The 17,933-nt window shown below is 69.8% G+C and carries 17 protein-coding genes; 15 read left to right on the forward strand and 2 right to left on the reverse strand.

The genetic code is table 11. From position 1 onward, the window contains the following. From D7W82_RS30305 to D7W82_RS30320, 4 genes are all read left to right on the forward strand, one after another. On the forward strand, positions 1-981 hold a 981-nt coding region (locus D7W82_RS30305), incomplete at its 5' end, for a hypothetical protein (protein ID WP_120621649.1). Between the two features lie 12 nt (positions 982-993). Next, positions 994-1,983, forward strand: a complete 990-nt coding sequence (locus tag D7W82_RS30310) for a HEAT repeat domain-containing protein (protein WP_120621650.1) — start codon at positions 994-996, stop codon at positions 1,981-1,983. A 48-nt stretch (positions 1,984-2,031) separates the two neighbouring features. Further along, positions 2,032-2,559: a hypothetical protein gene (locus D7W82_RS30315; RefSeq protein ID WP_120621651.1), complete on the forward strand. Its 528-nt coding sequence runs from the start codon at positions 2,032-2,034 to the stop codon at positions 2,557-2,559. Between the two features lie 109 nt (positions 2,560-2,668). Beyond that, the gene (locus tag D7W82_RS30320) at positions 2,669-4,351 is read left to right on the forward strand and encodes a hypothetical protein (protein WP_120621652.1); all 1,683 of its coding nucleotides are present in this window, start codon (positions 2,669-2,671) and stop codon (positions 4,349-4,351) included. Here D7W82_RS30320 and D7W82_RS30325 read toward each other — a convergent pair. Further along, positions 4,333-5,037 carry a lysoplasmalogenase gene (locus D7W82_RS30325; protein ID WP_233588023.1) on the reverse strand — a complete coding sequence of 235 codons (705 nt, stop codon included), beginning with the start codon at positions 5,035-5,037 and terminating at the stop codon, positions 4,333-4,335. The genes D7W82_RS30320 and D7W82_RS30325 overlap by 19 nt on opposite strands. A gap of 145 nt (positions 5,038-5,182) precedes the next feature. Between D7W82_RS30325 and D7W82_RS30330 the strand changes: the two genes are divergently transcribed. Continuing rightward, positions 5,183-6,922, forward strand: a complete 1,740-nt coding sequence (locus D7W82_RS30330; protein ID WP_120621653.1) for an SH3 domain-containing protein — start codon at positions 5,183-5,185, stop codon at positions 6,920-6,922. On the opposite strand, the gene D7W82_RS30335 is transcribed toward D7W82_RS30330, so the two are convergent. Further along, complete coding sequence (locus D7W82_RS30335; RefSeq protein WP_120621654.1) at positions 6,919-8,139, reverse strand: FAD-dependent monooxygenase; 1,221 nt, start codon at positions 8,137-8,139, stop codon at positions 6,919-6,921. The genes D7W82_RS30330 and D7W82_RS30335 overlap by 4 nt on opposite strands. Before the next feature lie 336 nt (positions 8,140-8,475). Here D7W82_RS30335 and D7W82_RS30340 point away from each other — a divergent pair, with 336 nt between their 5' ends. The 10 genes from D7W82_RS30340 to D7W82_RS30385 all read left to right on the forward strand — a co-directional run. Then, positions 8,476-9,303 (forward strand): TadE/TadG family type IV pilus assembly protein, encoded by an 828-nt coding sequence (locus D7W82_RS30340; protein ID WP_120621655.1) that lies wholly within the window; start codon positions 8,476-8,478, stop codon positions 9,301-9,303. 14 nt (positions 9,304-9,317) lie between these two features. After that, positions 9,318-11,003 (forward strand): pilus assembly protein TadG-related protein, encoded by a 1,686-nt coding sequence (locus tag D7W82_RS30345; RefSeq protein ID WP_120621656.1) that lies wholly within the window; start codon positions 9,318-9,320, stop codon positions 11,001-11,003. A 14-nt stretch (positions 11,004-11,017) separates the two neighbouring features. Then, the gene (locus D7W82_RS30350; RefSeq protein WP_120621657.1) at positions 11,018-12,124 is read left to right on the forward strand and encodes a pilus assembly protein; all 1,107 of its coding nucleotides are present in this window, start codon (positions 11,018-11,020) and stop codon (positions 12,122-12,124) included. Beyond that, on the forward strand, positions 12,121-12,321 hold the full coding sequence (locus D7W82_RS30355) for a hypothetical protein (RefSeq protein WP_120621658.1): 201 nt from the start codon (positions 12,121-12,123) through the stop codon (positions 12,319-12,321). The genes D7W82_RS30350 and D7W82_RS30355 overlap by 4 nt, the downstream gene beginning before the upstream one ends. 161 nt (positions 12,322-12,482) lie before the next feature. Next, the gene (locus D7W82_RS30360; RefSeq protein WP_120621659.1) at positions 12,483-13,580 is read left to right on the forward strand and encodes a type III polyketide synthase; all 1,098 of its coding nucleotides are present in this window, start codon (positions 12,483-12,485) and stop codon (positions 13,578-13,580) included. After that, positions 13,574-14,149 carry an isoprenylcysteine carboxyl methyltransferase family protein gene (locus D7W82_RS30365; RefSeq protein ID WP_120621660.1) on the forward strand — a complete coding sequence of 192 codons (576 nt, stop codon included), beginning with the start codon at positions 13,574-13,576 and terminating at the stop codon, positions 14,147-14,149. Before D7W82_RS30360 ends, D7W82_RS30365 begins: the two co-directional genes overlap by 7 nt. A gap of 7 nt (positions 14,150-14,156) precedes the next feature. Further along, the gene (locus tag D7W82_RS30370) at positions 14,157-14,417 is read left to right on the forward strand and encodes an acyl carrier protein (RefSeq protein WP_211487058.1); all 261 of its coding nucleotides are present in this window, start codon (positions 14,157-14,159) and stop codon (positions 14,415-14,417) included. Continuing rightward, on the forward strand, positions 14,414-16,171 hold the full coding sequence (locus D7W82_RS30375) for a fatty acyl-AMP ligase (protein WP_120621661.1): 1,758 nt from the start codon (positions 14,414-14,416) through the stop codon (positions 16,169-16,171). The genes D7W82_RS30370 and D7W82_RS30375 overlap by 4 nt, the downstream gene beginning before the upstream one ends. A 13-nt stretch (positions 16,172-16,184) precedes the next feature. After that, positions 16,185-17,282 carry an NAD(P)/FAD-dependent oxidoreductase gene (locus tag D7W82_RS30380; RefSeq protein ID WP_120621662.1) on the forward strand — a complete coding sequence of 366 codons (1,098 nt, stop codon included), beginning with the start codon at positions 16,185-16,187 and terminating at the stop codon, positions 17,280-17,282. A 91-nt stretch (positions 17,283-17,373) separates the two neighbouring features. Continuing rightward, a partial coding sequence (locus tag D7W82_RS30385; protein ID WP_120621663.1) for a gamma-glutamylcyclotransferase occupies positions 17,374-17,933 on the forward strand: 560 nt, incomplete at its 3' end.

A 17,933-nucleotide genomic window follows, 5' to 3' on the forward strand; every position in this document is an offset into this window, starting at 1 on the left:
GAGGAGGCGGAGGCCGCGGAGCGCCGCTTCTCGGACCAGACGTGCTTCCCGGAGCTGGCGCGCTTCAACGACGGCGTGACGCTGGAGACGTTCCGCGATTGGGCCGGGCCGCTGCTCGCGTCGAGGGATGCGCTCGTCCGCGACTACCTGAAGGCGAAGCTCGCGGAGCTGATTGGCGACGACGCGAAGAAGGCGGGGCAGGTGGTGGACTGGGCCCGGGACGCGCAGGGCGCGGAGTTCCAGGTGCTGCTGTCCGGGCTGCGCGGGTCGGACGCGGTGCAGAAGCCGCAGGTCGCCGCGCGGCTCCTGGAGGCGGGGATGGACAAGGGGCTGTCCATCGAGCGGCGCGCGGGCATGCTCTCCGCGTTGGACACGCAGAAGCACCTGACGCCGGACGCGATGGACCGGATGGCGGACTTCGCGCGCGACCCGGCGTCCACCGAAGCGGGCTGGGCCGCCACGCGCACGCTGGGCCGCGTGATGGCGCGCGAGTCGGAGAACCTGGGGGACGCGTCGCCGTACCTCGACCGGCTCATCACCATCGCCACGGACGCGCCGGACGAGCAGATCCGCCACCTGGCGCAGACGGCGCCGCTGCACAACTCACCTGTGCTGGACGCGAAGGCCACGGCCCGCTTCGAGCGCATCCTGCGCAGCGAGGGCAACGAGGACGGCCGCGACGCGGCGGCGCAGGTGCTGGCCATGTCCTCCGACAAGGAGCACGTGCTGAAGACCTTCACGGACGCCTTCCAGGCTGAGCAGTCCGTGTGCGTGCGCTGGGCGCTGTTCCGCTTCTCCGCGCGCGTCGCGGGCCGGGACGCCCTGCCGGTGATGGCCAACATGGCGACCGTGGATCCGCGCTTCCAGCCGCTCTACGGCATCTTCGAGACGCTCTACGCCCAGGGCAACGTCGACTTCATCCGCGTCTGGAACGAGCTGCCGGACCAGAACCCCTTCGGCTGCATGGACCGCCACAACTAGGAGCCCTGACGCATGCCCCGCTACCTCCAAGGTCTTCGCGCGCTCGGGTGCCTGACGTTGATGCTCGCGTCCCCGGTCGTCACCGCCTGGTCCACGCCCTCCGCCGCGAAGCCCGCGCTGAATGGGGAGAGCTGCTCGGTCCGGGGGCTGATGGATCAGCTCCGCCAGGGGATGGGCTCCAGATCCAAGGCCTACCGCGACTACCTCCAGGCCGTGCTGCGCGAGGCCGCCGTGTCGCTGCCCTCCGGGGAGCTGCACGCGGCGTTCGACCGGGAGACGGACCCGGCGATGGTGGAGCAGCTGGCCGCGGCGCTGGTGGCGCGCAGCGAGCGCGAGGCGGAGAAGGACGCCATCCAGGCCGTGGCCCGCCGCGCGCTGGAGGACCGCGACCCGTCCGTCCGCGCCGCCACCGTCCGCGCCATGCGCCGCACCGGCGCGCTGGAGAAGACGGGGGACATGTACGAGCGGCTCATGCGGGACGGCTCGCCGGAGGTCCGCATGGAGGCGGCGCAGAACCTCATCGAGGACAACGCGCATGTCTATTCCGCCCATCACGGCCCGGCCACGGACATGGCGGTGAACGCGGCGACGGCGTCCACGGATCCAAAGGTGACGGCGAAGATATTGGAGTCCCTGGACACGCGGCGGATGGGACCGGAGGCGGGGCAGAAGCTGCTGGGGATGCTGGGCCATGAGAGCGCGGACGTGCGGCGCTCGGCGGCGCTCGCGCTGGGCAGCGTTCCGGCGGCGCAGATGGGGCCCGCGCGCGAGGCGCTGGTGGGCATGTACCGGGGCGAGCGGGACGCGGGGGTGCGCAAGGCGCTGGTGCAGGGCATCGCGGAGCTGGGCTTCGCGGACGCCGTGCCGGAGCTGCGCAAGCTGCGGAGCGCGGACCCCAGCATGGCGCCGGAGATCGACGCGTGGATCCGCGCCCTGGAATCAGGCGTTCAGGAGTGGGGCCTGCTCCTGAGAGAGAAGCAGCGGCTGCAACAGGTCCGTTAGCGGCACCCTCATGGGGCCGGACCCGCCGGCCCGAAAGGAACACCCCCGATGCGTCACATGAAGAAGAAGGCCTTCGCGGCCATCCTGGCCCTCGCGGTCCCCTCTGTCGCGGCTGCGTACTCCTACACGGTGAAGTCGCCCTTTCCGGGCACGGTGACGGCGACGACGTACTACTCCAGCGGCACGTTCCACGGCGCGTTGGACATCTCCAGCGGCCGTTGCAACTACTGGGGCGTGGAGACGGGCGTGATGGCGTCGCTGTCCTGGAACGTGACCATCCGCACGTCGGGCGTCTATTGCAACGGCACGGGCAGCGGCACGCAGAACGAGGCGAAGCACGCCTTCTCCAACGGCAGGACGTTCCGTCTGTGGCACTTCATCAAGACGTCGGACTCGTATGACCGCACGTGCAATCGCTGCCAGGTGGGCAACGAGGGCGGCACGGGCAACGCCACGGGTCCCCACGTCCACGTGCAGTATGACCAGTCCGGCAGCAACCTGACCGGCTGGTACTCCGGCTACACCACCAAGGGTGAGGCCGTGGACCGCTCGGAGACCATTGGCGTGATCCAGTAGTTTCGAAGTGCCCGCCGGAGGCGGAAGGTCGTGGGGACTTCCGTCACCGGTGGGGTCGGGTCCGGGCGCCGGGTTGACAGGGTGAAGCGCGCGCACGTCTGCTGGCTGTATGAAATGCCGCATCTGTGGAAGTGAAGCGACGCACGAAGCGCCGTCGTCCATCTTTCCGAAGCTGGTGCTGGGCTACTGCGAGGCGCACAAGCCCGACACGCAGGTGAAGCCCCTGGGGCCGGAGTCCTTCCTGGATTCTTCCGAGCCCTCTGCGCAGTGGGGAGAGCTCGAAGGAGGCAACCTGCCGCCGGACTGGCATGTGGAGGACCGGCTGTACCCCGGCCACACCGTGCTGGTGATGGGGACGGAGGGGATGGTGACCGGCGTTGCCACCGAGAAGGCGCAGGGGGCGAAGGTCTTCGTCCTTCCACTCAATCTCGCGGCCCTTGGGTGGAACCGGGACCCCGTGCTGCGAACGCTCACCGGGCCTTCCCTCTATCGGGCGCGCAAGAAGCTGCCGTCCATTGGGGCGAGCTCCAGGCTCAAGGCCAATGCCCGTTCCCAGAACGAGCCCCTGGCCGAAGACGAGATGCTCGACGGCATCCGGGCCTTTGGCGAGGTGCCGAGCGCACGTCTGGCGAAGATGGGAGGATTTGGCTTCCACGACATCCCGGTGGCGGGTGGAAACGTCATCGCGGCCCGCGACGCGAAGGGGCTTCTGCGGTTCGTCGTGGGAGAGCTGGGGCTGTACGGCGTCTGGCACGCGGAGACGTTTGGACGCGAGCTGTCCGTCCAGGGAACGAACATGGACCTGGAGCAGCTGAACAAGCGCGCTTCAAGGGCGGGGTACGACCCGGAGCAGTACCTGCTGTGGAAGAACGCCAAGAAGCGCATCCGTCAGACGCTGCTGGGCGAAGAGGCCGAGGTGGAGGACCAATCCTCCAAGACGAAGCGGGTCTTGTTCGTGCCGCAGTGGGCCTACCACATCGACATGCAGATGCTCTACCTGGGCCTGGGCCGCTTCGCGCTCCACAGCTTCGCGAAGCAAATCGAGCTGGTGGAGGGCTTCTCCGAGGAGGAGCTGCCGGGCCGCGGCGAGATGCTCAAGGACATCACCACGCTCCAGGAGAAGTACGGGGCCGTGAATGCACGGACGAAGGCGCTGCTGGAGAAGCATGGCTTCCAGGTGGTGGAGGTCGTGGGGGCGTTCCCGCTCAGGGTGAAGAACGCGCACCTGGACAGGCAGTACAAGCTCCACACGACGCATTATTTCTGCTTCGTGAACGGGATCTCGCTCGCCGACCCGGACCGGGTGCTCGTCATCCATGACGTGAAGGGGAGGAACAAGCTGGTCGCGCGTGCCTTCGAGTGGTTCGAGAAGGCATTGGATGGGGTCGGCGTCACGCCCGTGCCCATGTATTTCTTCGGCGCGAACTCATACATGTTGCGGCAGGAAGGCGGCTTCCGTTGCCGCAGCACCACCTTCCCCAAGGAATGGCTCAAGGTGCTGGAGGCCATCGCGCTGGATGACGCGCGCATCGAGAGGGAGCGGGAGGAGGAGAAGCGGAAGAGAGAGAAGGAGGAGGCGCTGGCCGAGGAGCGGGAGAAGTCCAGGGTCAGTGATAATGCCATCCAACGCCTGAAGGAAGCGGGGGTCTACTACCCGGAGGTCTACGTCAGCTCCGTGATCTTCCTCGCCAATGAGGAACGGCTGGAGGAGCTCATCGTGAAGCTCAGGAGCATGGCGAACAGCAGCGCTTCGGAGAAGAACAGGGCTTTGAGCTACATGCTCGAGGACTGACGCCCGCTCCCCTGGAGGCGAAGCCTCGCGGCTGCGCATCCAGGGGGCGCGGAGGCCGCGATGCAGAGCTGCGCGGCCCAGTACAGCAGCATGACGGCGTAGCCCAGGCCGGGCAGGGGCGTGACGAAGAGCCGGATGGAGAGCAGCCCGTCGCTGGCGGAGAACAGCAGCGCGCCCCCGAACGCCAGCCATTGCTCGCGTCGAGGAAGCGCCGAGTCCCCCATCATGGCCGCCGCGCGCCAGCCCATGGTGCAGATGACGGCGACGTAGGCCGTCACGGGCGCCGCCATCCCGCCCAGGCCGGGCCACAGTGCCACGCCAGCGCCCACGGCCAGGAGCAGGAAGGGCAGGGCTCGAAGCAGGGCCAGGCGCCGCGTCACGGAGAGGAACGCGGCGGTGTAGCCCACGTGGGCCAGCAGGAAGGCGCCCAGGCCCGGGAGGAACAGGTCCCGGCTCACCTCCAGCAGCACGTCGCCGAGCAGCGACAGCGCCAGCCCCGCGAAGATGAGCCGCGCATGGCGCCCCCGCGCGGGCCACAGCCACAGCAGCAGGCACACCATGGGCAGCGCCTTGGTGACGAGCCGCGCCTCCCGGGGCCCCACGTCCATGACGAAGAGGAAGCCCACCGCGCCCGCGAGGCCCGCCGCCGCCAGGAGCTTCGTCCCACCTGTCCACGACTCATGCATGGGGCGGCACCTTAGCGCCGCTCCGTTGCGGGGAGCGCTGCGCGGGCGGCCGGCTGGGGCGCACGTTTAACTCGGCTTAATTCAATTCAGGCGCGGCTCCGCGTGACTTGGGGAAACGACGTCTTCATCTCCGAGGCCGCTCCCGATGATTCAGTTCCCCCGCTTCATGTCCGCGTTCGTGCCGCCCCGCCCGGAGCCCCTGCCCGCTCCGGCCGGAAAGGCGCCCACGCTCCAGCCCGCGCCCCTGCCGCGGCCGTTCGGGTCGGTGTCGGCGTTCGACTCCACGCCCGCGCCCGCGAGCAACCTGCACACGGAGCGGTTGGGAGACGGCAGCGCCAACTGCCTGGAGAAGGCGGTGGGGCTGGCGCGGCCGGGGGACTCCATCGTCCTCATGCGTGACGCGAGCGACGGCGTGGGCCACGCCCTGGTGCGCAGGCCGGACGGCTCCGTGGTGGACCCCAACCACCCCACGGTGCGCTACGAGACGCTGGGCCAGTGGCAGGCGACGCACCCGCGTTACTCGCAGCCCGTCCCGGTGCCAGCGGGCAGGATGCAGCAGGTCCTCTCCACGCCTCCCGGGCCCCAGCGCGAAGCCCTCATCCAGAAGCTGGGGCTGTCTGGCGTCGCGGACCGGCAGGTGGCGGATGGCGAGCGCTGGGTCACGCCGAACAAGGACGACATCAACATCCGCGCCAGCCCGAGCACGCAGGGCACCTGGGTCACCACGGTGGACACGGGAGCGAAGCTGAAGGTGCTTGGCGAGAACGAGGACGGCACCTGGTTGAACGTGGAGCTGGAGAACGGAACCCAGGCCTGGGTGTTCGAGTCCCTCACCGGGCCCGACGATGCTCCCTTGCCGCCTCCGCCGCCGTATGAGTCCCCCGTTCCCAGATGGATGGCGAACGGCACGTGTCCGCCCGACATCGAGATGCATGTCTGGAACGCGCTGCCAAAGGAGAGCCGCGCGGAGATCATCCAGACCGCCCGGGAGAAGGTGGTGACGGAGAACTGGCCGATGCCGGAGTTCGACGTCAACGGCCCGCCGCCGGCCTCCGTGGACTCCCTGGTGTGGGACCACCTGCCTCCCGAGGGCAAGGAGTCCCTCTTCCGTCAGGAATGGCAGGCCGCCGTGCGCGAGCAGACCGCGCTTATCTTCAACGGTGTCCCCGAAGGCGGCGCGGTGGCGGAGCACCCCTTCCTCGGCGTGGACAGCTCGCTGGGCAATGGCCAGGTGGGGGAGTGGCTCGACAACGCCCTGCAGGTGGGCTCCGCCGCGCAGTACATCAACCTGGAGAAGGCGCTCGGCCCGGGCTGGCGCCAGGTCCACTACAACCTGTGCGGCCCCCTGGCGGTGGGCGCCTCGCTGGGCATGTCACCCAAGGAGGCGCTGACGGCCTTCGCGGCGACGAGCGCGGGCATCCTCAACAGCGGAACCACGACCACGGCGACCCCCCTGGAGACGGTCTACGAGGCCCGGGGGTGGACGACGGGCTACACGTCGGGGGAGGCGTCGATGCCGGCGCCGGAGGACATGGCGCGGATGCTCGATGACGGCAAGGCGCTCATCGCCCTGGTGAACATCGACACGAAGGGCGCGGACGGCATGCTGACCTCCTATGGCGACAGCACCAAGGCGGTGGCGCACTGGGTGAACGTGCGCGCGGTGGAAGAGAACGGGAACGGAGACTGGACGGTGCGCGTCTACAACCCCTTCGAGAACCGCGAGGAGATCTACTCCTGGGATGACTTCGAGGCGTCCTGGGGGAAGAACGGCGGGCTGGTGCCCTCGACTGAAGTCGAGGGGGAGTTCGTCTTCCGATTCAACGCGGGCCACGGCCTGCTCGTCGCCACGCCGCCCCCGCCGGACGCCGCGACGTCTCCCTAACCCGGAGGAGGCGGGAGGCTCAGGGCCACGGCGCCGCGGCCCCGGCGCTGCTCGCGGACCCACTGTTTGGAGTGGTGGATCTTGCGCAGCATCCCCTGCAGCGAGGGCTGCTGGCTGGCCATGAGCAGCAGGTAGCTCCACACGGAGCTGCCCCGGCGGTTCAGCAGCGAGTAGGCGAACTGGGTCGCGTCCTGGTCCACGTAGCTGGGGACGTTCTCGAACCACTCGGAGCTGCTGCGCGCCGCCAGCTGGATGGCCAGCAGGGAGGCGCGCCGCTCCTCGTCATAGGCCTCCAGCGCGGCGGGCACGTCCGGCTGCGCTCGCAGCTGCCGCGCCAGCCCGATGGCGTCCTGCATGGCCAGCTTCGTCCCGGAGCCGATGGAGAAGTGCGTGGTGTGCGCGGCGTCACCCATGAGCACCAGGTTGTCGTGGTACCAGCGCTCGTTGGTGATGCGCTTGAAGTTGAGCCACGGCGCCCGGCCCATGCCCTTCAGCTGGTTGAACAGCGACTTGCCCTGGAGCCGGCTCTGGAAGATGCCCTCCAGCTTGCGCAGCGTCTCATCCGGTCCCAGCGCGTCGAAGCCCAAGGCCTTCCAGGTCGCCTCCTGGCACTCCACGATGCAGGTGCTCGTCTCACTGTTGAAGCGGTAGCCGTGGAACCAGAGCCAGCCGGCGGGCGTCTCCTCGAAGGCGAAGGTGAAGGCGTCGAACACCTTGTTGGTGCCCAGCCAGATGTACTTGTTGCGGCCCTCCTCAACGTGCGTCTGGAAGTGATGGGCGTGGCGCTGGCGCAGCCGGCTGTTGACGCCGTCACATGCGACGACGACGTCCGCGTCCATGAACGCGGAGAGGTCCGTGACGTCGTGCTCGAAGCGGACGTCCACGCCCAACCCCTTCGCCCGCCGGATGAGGATGTCCAGCAGCCGGTCCCGTCCCAGCGCGAAGCCATAACCGCCAATGTGCGTCGCGTACCGGCCCCGCAGGTGCACCTCCTGCGTGTCCCAGCGCGCCGCGGCCTGGGCGATCCGCTGCGCGCTCACCGGGTCGTTGCGGAAGAGGTCGTCCAGCAGGTCATCCCAGAACACGACGCCCCAGCCGTACGTCACGCCCGCGGGGTTGCGCTCGACGACGGTGACGTCGTGCTTCGGGTTGGACAGCTTCGCCAGGATGGAGAAATAGAGCCCGGCAGGGCCTCCGCCAACACAGACCATCTTCATCGAATCCCCCCAGCGCGCGAACGGCCCGGATGCTACCGGCCTGTCAGGGAAATCGACGCTGGCCGGAAGCGCTGTCTGTCGTTGCTGGCCGGACAGAACGGGGAGGGCTTGCGCGGTGGAGGACAGGCCGCGGGGCGCCGCGCCGCGGGTCGACGGGGGCGTGGTGGACTCCATCGCCTGACATCCCACATGTCCTGGCGGTGATTGCTTTTGGGCGCCATGGATGGAAAAGCTTCCGCCAGCTGACAGATGTCTGCCTGGGAGTTGCCCTTTCAGGCAGGCATTGGTGGCAGGGACTGGTCAATCCCTTCCTGCCTGTGTGAGGCTGGAAGCCGAATGCAAACGGTCAATTCGGCCAACCGGGGGGAGTCGGGTCAGGCCGCCGTGGAGTCCGCGCTGGTGGTGCCGTTGATGGTGTTCCTCATCCTGGGCACCCTCCAGCTCACCACCCTGCACCATGCCAGGTTGATGACCGAGTACGCCGCCTACCGCGCGGCCCGCACAGGCATTGTCAATCATGGGGATTGCGAGACCATGAAGAGCGCCGCGTACATGGCGCTCGTGCCGACGCTGGGACCGCCCGCGTCTGGCGGGAGGGGGCGGACGGACACGCTCATCAACGCCATGGAGGTCCACGACGCCTATACAATTGGGGGGGACTGGCAAGAGAACCAGCGCTTTCCCGGCTCGACCCTGGAGCGGGTGCGCGTGGAGGTGATCAACCCCAGGGCCGGCCCCTACAGCAGCCTCTTCGCCTCCTATGGCTCGCACATGAGGGGCAGGGAGATTGACTTCGACGACTACCGCGACGCCACCATCGTGGCGGCCAACCTGCTGTCGGTGCGGGTGACGTACTTCTACGAGCTGCGCATCCCGTTCGCGAACTGGCAACTGCATGCCTTCTACATGGGCCGCGAGGCATTGGGGCAATTGGAGGGCGTTACCTTCCTGACCCAGCGGGCCCCCGGAGGCGGCTCCGCGACCCAGTACCTGGAGGCGGAAGGGGCCAGGCGCGCGAAGTCCTATTTCAAGGAACTCGCCAGGCTGGCCGGGGCGCACACGTATGCGATTCCGGTGGTGGCCACCTCCACCATGCGGATGCAATCCAACCTCATCCGGGATGGCCGGGGCCGGGGGCCCCTCTCCTGCGCGGTGGACGGCTAGGGAAGGGGCACCGGATGTTTACCGTGGTCAGGAGGATGCGCCGGGACGAGCGGGGACAGGCCCTGGTCCTGGGGGCCGTGTGCATGCTGGTGGTGGCCGTGGCGGTGATGTCGTCCGTCAGCATCGGGCACGGCGTGTATGAGAAGATGAAGCTCCAGGACGCGGCGGACGCACAGGCCTATACGCTCGCGGTGAAGGAGGCCCGCGCGTACAACTTCCTGGCGTACACCAACCGCGCGATGATCGTTCACTACAACGCCATGCTCACGGTGATGTCCTACGTGAGCCACGCGGTGTACCTGGACCGGACCATCGGCGCCGCGGCGAAGTTCCTCAAGGTCCTCCCGGGCATCGGGCCGGTCTTCGCGGCCATCTCCGCGATGATCAAGGCCTGGGTGAAGACGGTGGAGAAGATCGCCCCGACCCTGGTGAATGTCCTGACCCAGTTGAACATCGCCCTCTGGATTGCCCAGGAGGGCATGCTGTCCGCCACACTGTATGACCTGTACAGCGACGCGGGGCGCGACAAGAGCATCCACGTGACGGACCCGCGGGCGGAGGTGGAGTTCTCCATGGCCCGCAATGCCAGCTTCCGCGACGTGCCGCTGCCCGCGCTGTACTCGGACATCGGGACCATCAATCACTCCAACGCGAAGAACTTCCTCCACGTGCTGGACGACGGCCCCCGCAGCAGCAGCCCCACCATGGGGCCGGACCCCACGGGCATGCAGACGCGAGGGCGGCTGCTCAATCGCAACCGCAACCGGTTGTCCGACCCGGACATGGCCAAGTACCGCCTGCTCATGGGCAGCATGGCCAACGCGGTGCGCAGGGACTGGACCGCCACCGGCGAGGGTCCGGTGCTCGTCGGGCGCGAGTGGAGCCTGCGGCTGTGCCTCGTCGTGGGAGAGCTGCGCGTCCAGAAGACCGCCGACAGTCAGATCAAGAGCTTCTCCGAGCGGTTCGAGGGCAACCGCAACGACCAGCTCTTCGCGGCGGATGACATCAAGATGGAGGTGCGCCCCGGCTGCGGCCTGGGCTTCCTCGACTGGTCCACCGTCTTCGAGCTGCACTTCCGCGTCGCGGCGGACGCGCGCAATGGCTTCCATCAGGAGTATGGCAACCAGAAGGTGTCCGCCCACCATCCATGGCAGGGCATCACGCCGTTCGTCACCTCCGACACCAGCTTCGTCGACCCCTGGCACAACCACTTCGGCTACCCCTGCAACATGGTGGTGCTGAGCAAGGACATGGGCGCGGAGCGCGGCGATGGCGGGGACGGGAGCCAGAAGGAGGTCTTCCAACTGGACAACCTCAGCCGGAGCCACTTCCTGCGCAAGCAGGGGACCGGCCGCTTCAACTCCGGCATCGCCGAGTCGAAGGACGGCAAGCCGAAACTGACGAACCTGGAGGCGGGCATCCAGGAGTCCGTGCTGGACATGACCTGGAAGTACGTCGGGGGAAAGCAGGATGCCTTCGCCCAGGACTTCCGGCAGTACTCCGGCGGAATGATGGCCATGTCCGTGGGACGCGCCATCTACCACCGGCCGGGTGAATGGAAGGAGGAGCCCAACTTCTTCAACCCCGTCTGGACCGCGCGCCTGGCGCCCGTGCAGACCCACTGGGACGAGGAGAACCTGGGGTGGCTGATTCCCTCCTACCGGGACGCGAAATGGCTGTTCAACGGCGTGACGTACTGAGGAAGGGGCGGGTGATGCGTTCCATGTCCCGGAGCCGGAGGGGCTCCGCCACGGTGGAGCTGGCGCTGCTGGCCCCCCTCTTCGTGGCGCTGCTCTTGTGGGTGAACTACTTCTGGGAGGTCCAGCGCGCGCGCCTCAAGACCGCGCAGCTGGCGCGCTTCATCGCCTTCGAGCGCGTCGCGCGCTCGGACCTGACGGGCATCACGAGCGATGCCCTGCGGCGCTTCCAGGACCTGGACAGCGCCACGGAGGATGGCGAGCTGGGAAGCGCCTACCGCAACGAGGTGACCCTCTCCGCCAGGATGCAGGACGCGGACGCACCCTTGAAGCGCCTGGGACTGGCGGACATCGCGTCGGCGGCGGGGGCCTCCGGGTCGGTGGGCGGGACGCTCGCGGCCCTGGGCAGCACGCCGGAGCAGATGGCCCGGCGGATGGGGCTGGACACCCGGACCGGCGCGGTCCAGGTCGACGTGGAGGTCCGCCTGGTGAACCGCATCATTCCCCAGGCGATCGGCCTCTACACCACGGGCTTTGGCGACTCGCGGCTGGACCTGGTCTTCCGGGAGAACTTCTACGTCTACCACGACACCTGGAGGGCCTGGCGCTCCGGGGACAGGCCGTCCCAGAGCTACGACCGGGTGGAGCAGCTGACGCGCGACCGCGTGCGTCCCATCGTCTACGCGGGCGCCGCCGATTCGGGCGTCGTCAACGCCATCAGCAACGCGCTGCAGGTGCTCCAGCTCGATTCACCCTTCGACCCGGCCTACATCCGCGACTCCATCCGGCTGCGCCACGTGGAGGAGCCCGGCGTCCCCACCGTCACCGCCACCCGGACGACCCCGGGTGACGTGCTGGAGGCGGCGTACTGGCTGGATGACACGAACTGGTGCCTCGGCTCCTGTGAGCCCCGGGAGATCCAGATGAAGCGCGGCATCATCTCGTCCCGCGGCTACGGCGCCAACTGGCCCATGCGGGCCTACCGCTGCCGCGGGCCGTACTTCCAGGGCGCGAGCGAAACCGGCTACCCCGAGGCCGAGTACGTGAAGAGTGGAGAGCGCGGCTACTTCCACGAAGCCGACGATGCCTGCACCGGCTTCACGAGCAAGGAAGAAGACGAATGAACGGCTGGATATGGAGAGGCTATCGCTGGCTGCGCAGGCCACGCTCGCGGGGACAGGCCGCGGCGGAGTTCACCCTGCTGCTGATGGCCCTGATGTTCGGCACGCTGGCCATCACCACGTTCGCGCCGGACATGTTCGCCGCGCTGACCATCTACGTCCGGGGCTACTACTGCGTGCTGGGCTACCCCTTCGGCTGAGGCAGGACCCCTTCGGGGGCCGCGGGGCGTCGCGTGTGCAACAGTGTGGGCAGCCAGTGGGGTTCAGGGACGGGCAGGTGGAGCGATAGTCCATCGCATCCGGCCCTGCGGGGGATTAAGCCTGGGGACTCGGCTCCCCGGGTGGGACCCTCCAGGACTTCATGCCCAGCACGACCCGTCACGACCCCGCGCCATCCCCTTCCTTGAGTGCGGTGGGACGCGCGCTCCCTCCGCACTACGCCAGCCAGGAGCAGCTCATCGCGGCGCTGCGCGACCTGTGGGCGACGAAGCACTACAACCTGGAGCGGCTGGAGGACCTGCACCGCAACGTGCAGGTGGGCGGCCGGCACCTGGCGCTGCCGCTGGAGGAGTACCCGGCGCTCGCGACGTTCCAGCAGCGCAACGACGCGTGGATCCGCGTGGCCACGGAGCTGTCGGAGAAGGTGGCGCGCGAGGCGCTGTCGCGCGCGGGGCTCACGCCGAAGGACGTGGACCACGTCTTCTTCGTCACGGTGACGGGCATCGCCACGCCCAGCGTGGACGCGCGGCTGGTCAACCGGATGGGGCTGCGCGAGGACGTGAAGCGCACGCCCATCTTCGGCCTGGGCTGCGTGGCGGGCGCGGCGGGCCTGGCGCGCGCGTCGGACTACCTGCGCGCGTTCCCGAAGCAGACGGCGCTGCTCATCGCCACGGAGCTGTGCTCGCTCACGCTCCAGCGCGAGGACCTGTCCATCCCCAACATCATCGCCTCCGGCCTCTTCGGTGACGGCGCGGCGTGCGTGGTGCTGCGGGGCGCGGAGGCGCCGGGCCCCGGAGCTTCGACGGGCCCGCGCGTGGTGGGCTCGCGGTCGGTGTTCTACCCGGACACCGAGCGGGTGATGGGCTGGGACGTGGTGGACACGGGCTTCAAGGTGGTGCTGTCCGCGAAGGTGCCGCAGCTGGTGAAGGAGCACATCCGGGGCAACGTGGAGGGCTTCCTCGCGGAGCACGGGGTGAACCGCAAGGACGTGAAGCACTGGGTGGCGCACACCGGTGGGCCCAAGGTGCTGGAGGGCTTCGAGTCCGCGCTGGAGCTGGAGCCCGGTGCACTGGAGCGCTCGTGGAAGTCGCTGCGGCAGGTGGGCAACCTGTCCAGCGCGTCGGTGCTCTTCGTGCTGGGTGAGACGTTGGAAGAGGTGGACGCGAAGCCGGGCGACTGGGGCGTGGTGATGGCCATGGGTCCGGGCTTCTGCGCGGAGATGGTGCTGGTGCGATGGTGACCGGCACACAGGCGTTGTTCGCGGGCTTCATGGGGCTGCTCGTCGCGGAGCGGCTGTTGGAGCTGGTGCTCTCCAAGCGCAACGCGGCGCGGGCCTTCGCGCGGGGCGGGGTGGAGACGGGGCAGGGGCACTACCGGTTCATGGTCGTGTTCCACACGCTGTTCCTCGTCGCGTGCGTCGCGGAGGTGTTCGGCCTCCAGCGGCCCTTCTGGGGCGTGTGGAGCTGGGCGGCGCTGGTGGGCGCGGGGGTGGCGCAGGGGTTGCGGTACTGGGCCATCGGGACGCTGGGCGACCGGTGGAACTCGCGCATCATCGTGGTGCCGGGGCTGGCGCCGGTGACGGGCGGGCCGTACCGGTTCCTGCGGCATCCGAACTACGTGGCGGTGGTGTTGGAGCTGTTCTGTGTGCCGCTCATCCACGGGGCGTGGGTGACGGCGGTCGTGTTCACGGTGGGCAACGCGGCGCTGCTCTATGTGCGCATCCGCGCGGAGGAGGCGGCGCTCGGGGCGATGTACTCCGACGCCTTCGCCCACCGTCCCCGCTTCATTCCGGAGGTTCGCCGTGGCTGACATCGTGATGGAGGCGGTGGCGGAGATCCGCCGCATCGCCCGCGAGGAGCTGGAGTTCGAGGGCGCGGTGGAGCCCGCGCACGACCTGCTCCGGGACCTGCACCTGGACAGCCTGGGGCTGACGGTGCTGGCGGTGGGCCTGGAGAACCGCTTCCGGGTGCTCTTGTCGGAGGAGGACGCGCAGGGCGTGCGGACGGTGGAGGACCTGGCGCGGCTGGTGGCGGCGCGGGTCGAGGCCGCGAAGCCGGACGTGGGAGCGCACCCGTGAAGGGGCCGCCCCTGCCGGCGCTGAAGCACGCCACGGTGAACGCGATGCTGAAGGCGACGTCGCACACGTCGCTGGGGCTGGTGTTCGTGGACGCCTCGGAGCACGAGACGTCCCTGCCGTGGGCCCAGGTCTACCGGCGGGCGAAGCGCGCGGCGGCGGGGCTGGCGAGGCTGGGCGTGCGTCCGGGAGACCGGGTGGCGCTGCTGTTGCCCACGTCGCCCGCGTTCATGGATGCGTACTTCGGCGCGCTCCTGGCGGGCGCGGTGCCGGTGCCGCTGTATCCGCCGGTGCGGCTGGGGCGGCTGGACGAGTACCACCGCTCGACGGCGCGCATGCTCCAGCTGACGGGCGCGGTGGTGGTGCTGACGGACACGCGCGTGCGGCTGCTCCTGGGCCCGAGCATGGCGCTGGCTCGGCCGAAGCTGGGCTGTCACACGGTGGACGCGGTGCTGCACGGCGACGAGGACCTGGAGGTGGAGGTGTCCCCCGACGCGCTGGGGCTCATCCAGTTCTCCTCGGGGTCCACGGTGGAGCCGAAGCCGGTGGCGCTGACGCACGGGGCGCTGGTGGCGCAGGTGGCGGCGCTGGAGGCGGCGATGCCGGTGGTGCCGGGCGTGACGCCGGTGGGCGTGAGCTGGCTGCCGCTGTACCACGACATGGGGCTCATCGGCTGTGTGCTCGCGGCGCTGTACTACCCGGGCAGCCTGGTGCTGATTCCGCCGGAGACGTTCCTGGTGAAGCCGGCGCTGTGGCTGCGCGCGCTGTCCAGGCACCGGGGCTTCGTGTCGCCCGCGCCGAACTTCGCCTATGGGTTGTGTTTGAAGCGGGTGAAGGACGCGGACCTGCAGGGCGTGGACCTGTCCGGGTGGCTGCACGCGCTCAACGGCGCGGAGCCGGTGTCCGCGGACACGCTGCGCCGCTTCGCGGAGCGGTTCGAGAAGTGGGGCTTCTCCGCGCGGGCGCTGCGGCCGGTGTATGGCTTGTCGGAGGCGTCGCTGGCGGTGACGTTCCCACCCGCGGGCCGGGGACCGCGAGAGCTGGGCGTGGATCCGGACGTGCTGGCGCGCGAAGGGCTGGCGCGTGATGGGGCTCGGACGCTGGTGAGCGTGGGCGCGCCGGTGGCGGGCTTCGAGGTGCAGGTGCGCGGCGAGGACGGCGCGGTGTTGCCGGAGCGCCAGGTGGGGCGCGTGTTCGCGAAGGGGCCGTCGGTGATGCTCGGCTACTTCGAGGACGCGGAGGCGACGGCGCGGGCGTTGGTAGAGGAGGGCTGGCTGGACACGGGAGACCTGGGCTTCAGCGCGGACGGGGAGCTGTACCTGACGGGCCGCGCGAAGGACCTGGTCATCATTCGAGGCGCGAACCACGCGCCGCAGGCCTTCGAGGATCCGCTGCTCAAGGTGGACGGCGTGCGCACGGGCTGCGCGGTGGCGCTGGGCTTCACGCCCGAGGGCGGCCAGGACGAAGCGTTGCTCATCCTGGCCGAGCGCGCGGAGCGGGGCGCGGACGTGGCGTCAGTGGAGGCGGACATCCGAGCCGCGGTGGTGGAGGCGACGGGAGTGCAGCCGCACACGGTGCGGCTGCTGGAGCCGGGGACATTGCCGCGCACGTCCAGCGGCAAGCTGCGCAGGAGCGAGGCGCTGCGGCGCTACCTGGCCGGAGAGCTGACGGCGCCGAAGAAGGTGGGCGCGGTGGGGCTCGCGGTGGAGATGGCGAAGAGCGCGCTGGCGATGGTGCGCGCGGAGCACGACTCGTGATGTGGCAGGACACGTGAAACAGCATGACGTGGTCGTGGTGGGTGGAGGCCCGGCCGGGCTCGCGGTGGCCATCACGGCGGCCCGGCGCGGGCTGGACACGGTGGTGGTGGAGCGCGCGTCCACGCCCGTGGACAAGGCGTGCGGTGAGGGCCTGATGCCCTCCGGCCTCGCGGCGCTGGAGCGGCTGGGCGCGCTCGCGCACCTGGACCGGAGCGACAGCTCGCCCTTCGTGGGCATCCGCTACGTGCAGGAGGACGGCAGCACGGCGGAGGGAAAGCTGCCCGCGCCGGGTGGGCTGGGTGTCCGCAGGCTGGCCCTGTCCCAGGCGCTGGCGACCCGTGCGCGCGAAGTAGGTGTGGACCTGCGCGAGCACACGCATGTCGTGTCGCACGTGCGCACGCCGGACGGGGTGGCGCTGGAGACACCCGTGGGCCGCGTGTCCGCGCGCTTCCTGGTCGCGGCGGACGGCTTGAACTCACCGCTGCGCAAGGCCGAGGGCCTGGACGTCGAGCAGGACATGCCCCGGCGCTACGGGCTGCGGCGCCACTTCCGGCGCGTGCCGTGGACCCCTTACGTGGAGGTGCACTTCGCCTCCGGCGTCGAGGCCTACGTGACGCCCGCCGGAGCGGAGCGCGTGGGCATCGCGTTCCTCTGGGAGGACGGCACGGTGCCGGGCCGCGTGGGCTTCGACTCGATGCTGGAGCGCTTCCCCCGGCTGGCGGAGAAGCTCACCGGCGCGGAGCCAGACTCCCAGCCACGCGGCGCAGGACCCCTGGCACGCGTGGCCCATACGCGCGTCGCGGATCGCTTCGCCCTCGTCGGTGATGCCGCTGGCTACGTGGACGCGCTGACTGGCGAAGGACTCACGCTCGCCTTCGCCTGCGCGGAGTCCCTGGGCGCGCTGCTCCCGGACGCCCTGGCGAAGGGCGCGGGCCGCGACACGCTGCTGCCCTACGAGCGCACCTTCCAGCAGGTGTTCCGCAAGTACGCCTGGACCACGCAAGGCCTGCTGATGCTCGCGCGCCGCCCGCGCCTGCGCAGGCCCGTGGTGCGCATGCTGAGCCGAGCCCCCTGGCTCTTCGAGCGCATCCTCGCCGCCGTGGTGAGTTGACCCGGAAAGCCCGGAGCCACCTGGCCCCCGGACGCGGATCCGCACGACCCGGCCCTTGTTCCACCGCCGCGCGCCGGGGAGACTCGTCCCCATGGCATCTGGCCCCGCGGCTTCGCGTCCCTGGTTCGCGTTCTCCCTCGACCTGGCCCCGGCCGCGGCGAGCCGGCACCTGCACGGCCTGCCCCCCGTGCCCGACTTTCCCGAAGGCGAGCTCGCCGAGGCCCTGGACGTGGACGTCGTCTACGACGTGAACGTGCCCAACTGGGGCGGCCGGGTCGCACGCCTGGTGGATGCGCCCGGACACCGGCTGTCCGGGCGACTGCGGCCCGTCGCCACCGAGTCCTGGCCCGTCCTCGCCCGCCTGGAGACCGCGCTCGCCCTGGCCACCGAGGAGCGCCCGGTGAAGGTGCGCACCGCCTCCGGCGCCGTGGTGGACGCCCACGCCTTCACCCCCGCCGAGCGCAACACCTCCACGCAGGGGCCCGTCAGCGAGGCCTTCCTGATCACCCTCGCCGTCGCCGCCGAGCGCGCCCGCCTGCCTGCCGCTGTCATCGAAAAGCTCCAGGCCGAAGCCCGCATCGTCCACGCCGTCCAGCACGCCCGGCCTGACGGACACCGCCCGCCGCCCCCCTCCAAGTCCGGCATTAAGTG

It is taken from the genome of Corallococcus sp. CA049B (genome assembly GCF_003611685.1).
Lineage (GTDB): Bacteria > Myxococcota > Myxococcia > Myxococcales > Myxococcaceae > Corallococcus > Corallococcus coralloides.

Bases quoted from the DNA above. Each gene is read 5' to 3' on its own strand.
- D7W82_RS30345 (WP_120621656.1), top strand. From the start codon at position 9,318: ATGTTTACCGTGGTCAGGAGGATGCGCCGGGACGAGCGGGGACAGGCC.
- D7W82_RS30355 (WP_120621658.1), top strand. From the start codon at position 12,121: ATGAACGGCTGGATATGGAGAGGCTATCGCTGGCTGCGCAGGCCACGC.
- D7W82_RS30360 (WP_120621659.1), top strand. From the start codon at position 12,483: ATGCCCAGCACGACCCGTCACGACCCCGCGCCATCCCCTTCCTTGAGT.
- D7W82_RS30320 (WP_120621652.1), top strand. From the start codon at position 2,669: ATGAAATGCCGCATCTGTGGAAGTGAAGCGACGCACGAAGCGCCGTCG.
- D7W82_RS30315 (WP_120621651.1), top strand. From the start codon at position 2,032: ATGCGTCACATGAAGAAGAAGGCCTTCGCGGCCATCCTGGCCCTCGCG.
- D7W82_RS30370 (WP_211487058.1), top strand. From the start codon at position 14,157: ATGGAGGCGGTGGCGGAGATCCGCCGCATCGCCCGCGAGGAGCTGGAG.
- D7W82_RS30310 (WP_120621650.1), top strand. From the start codon at position 994: ATGCCCCGCTACCTCCAAGGTCTTCGCGCGCTCGGGTGCCTGACGTTG.
- D7W82_RS30365 (WP_120621660.1), top strand. From the start codon at position 13,574: ATGGTGACCGGCACACAGGCGTTGTTCGCGGGCTTCATGGGGCTGCTC.
- D7W82_RS30330 (WP_120621653.1), top strand. From the start codon at position 5,183: ATGATTCAGTTCCCCCGCTTCATGTCCGCGTTCGTGCCGCCCCGCCCG.
- D7W82_RS30350 (WP_120621657.1), top strand. From the start codon at position 11,018: ATGCGTTCCATGTCCCGGAGCCGGAGGGGCTCCGCCACGGTGGAGCTG.
- D7W82_RS30335 (WP_120621654.1), bottom strand. From the start codon at position 8,139: ATGAAGATGGTCTGTGTTGGCGGAGGCCCTGCCGGGCTCTATTTCTCC.
- D7W82_RS30325 (WP_233588023.1), bottom strand. From the start codon at position 5,037: ATGCATGAGTCGTGGACAGGTGGGACGAAGCTCCTGGCGGCGGCGGGC.
- D7W82_RS30340 (WP_120621655.1), top strand. From the start codon at position 8,476: ATGCAAACGGTCAATTCGGCCAACCGGGGGGAGTCGGGTCAGGCCGCC.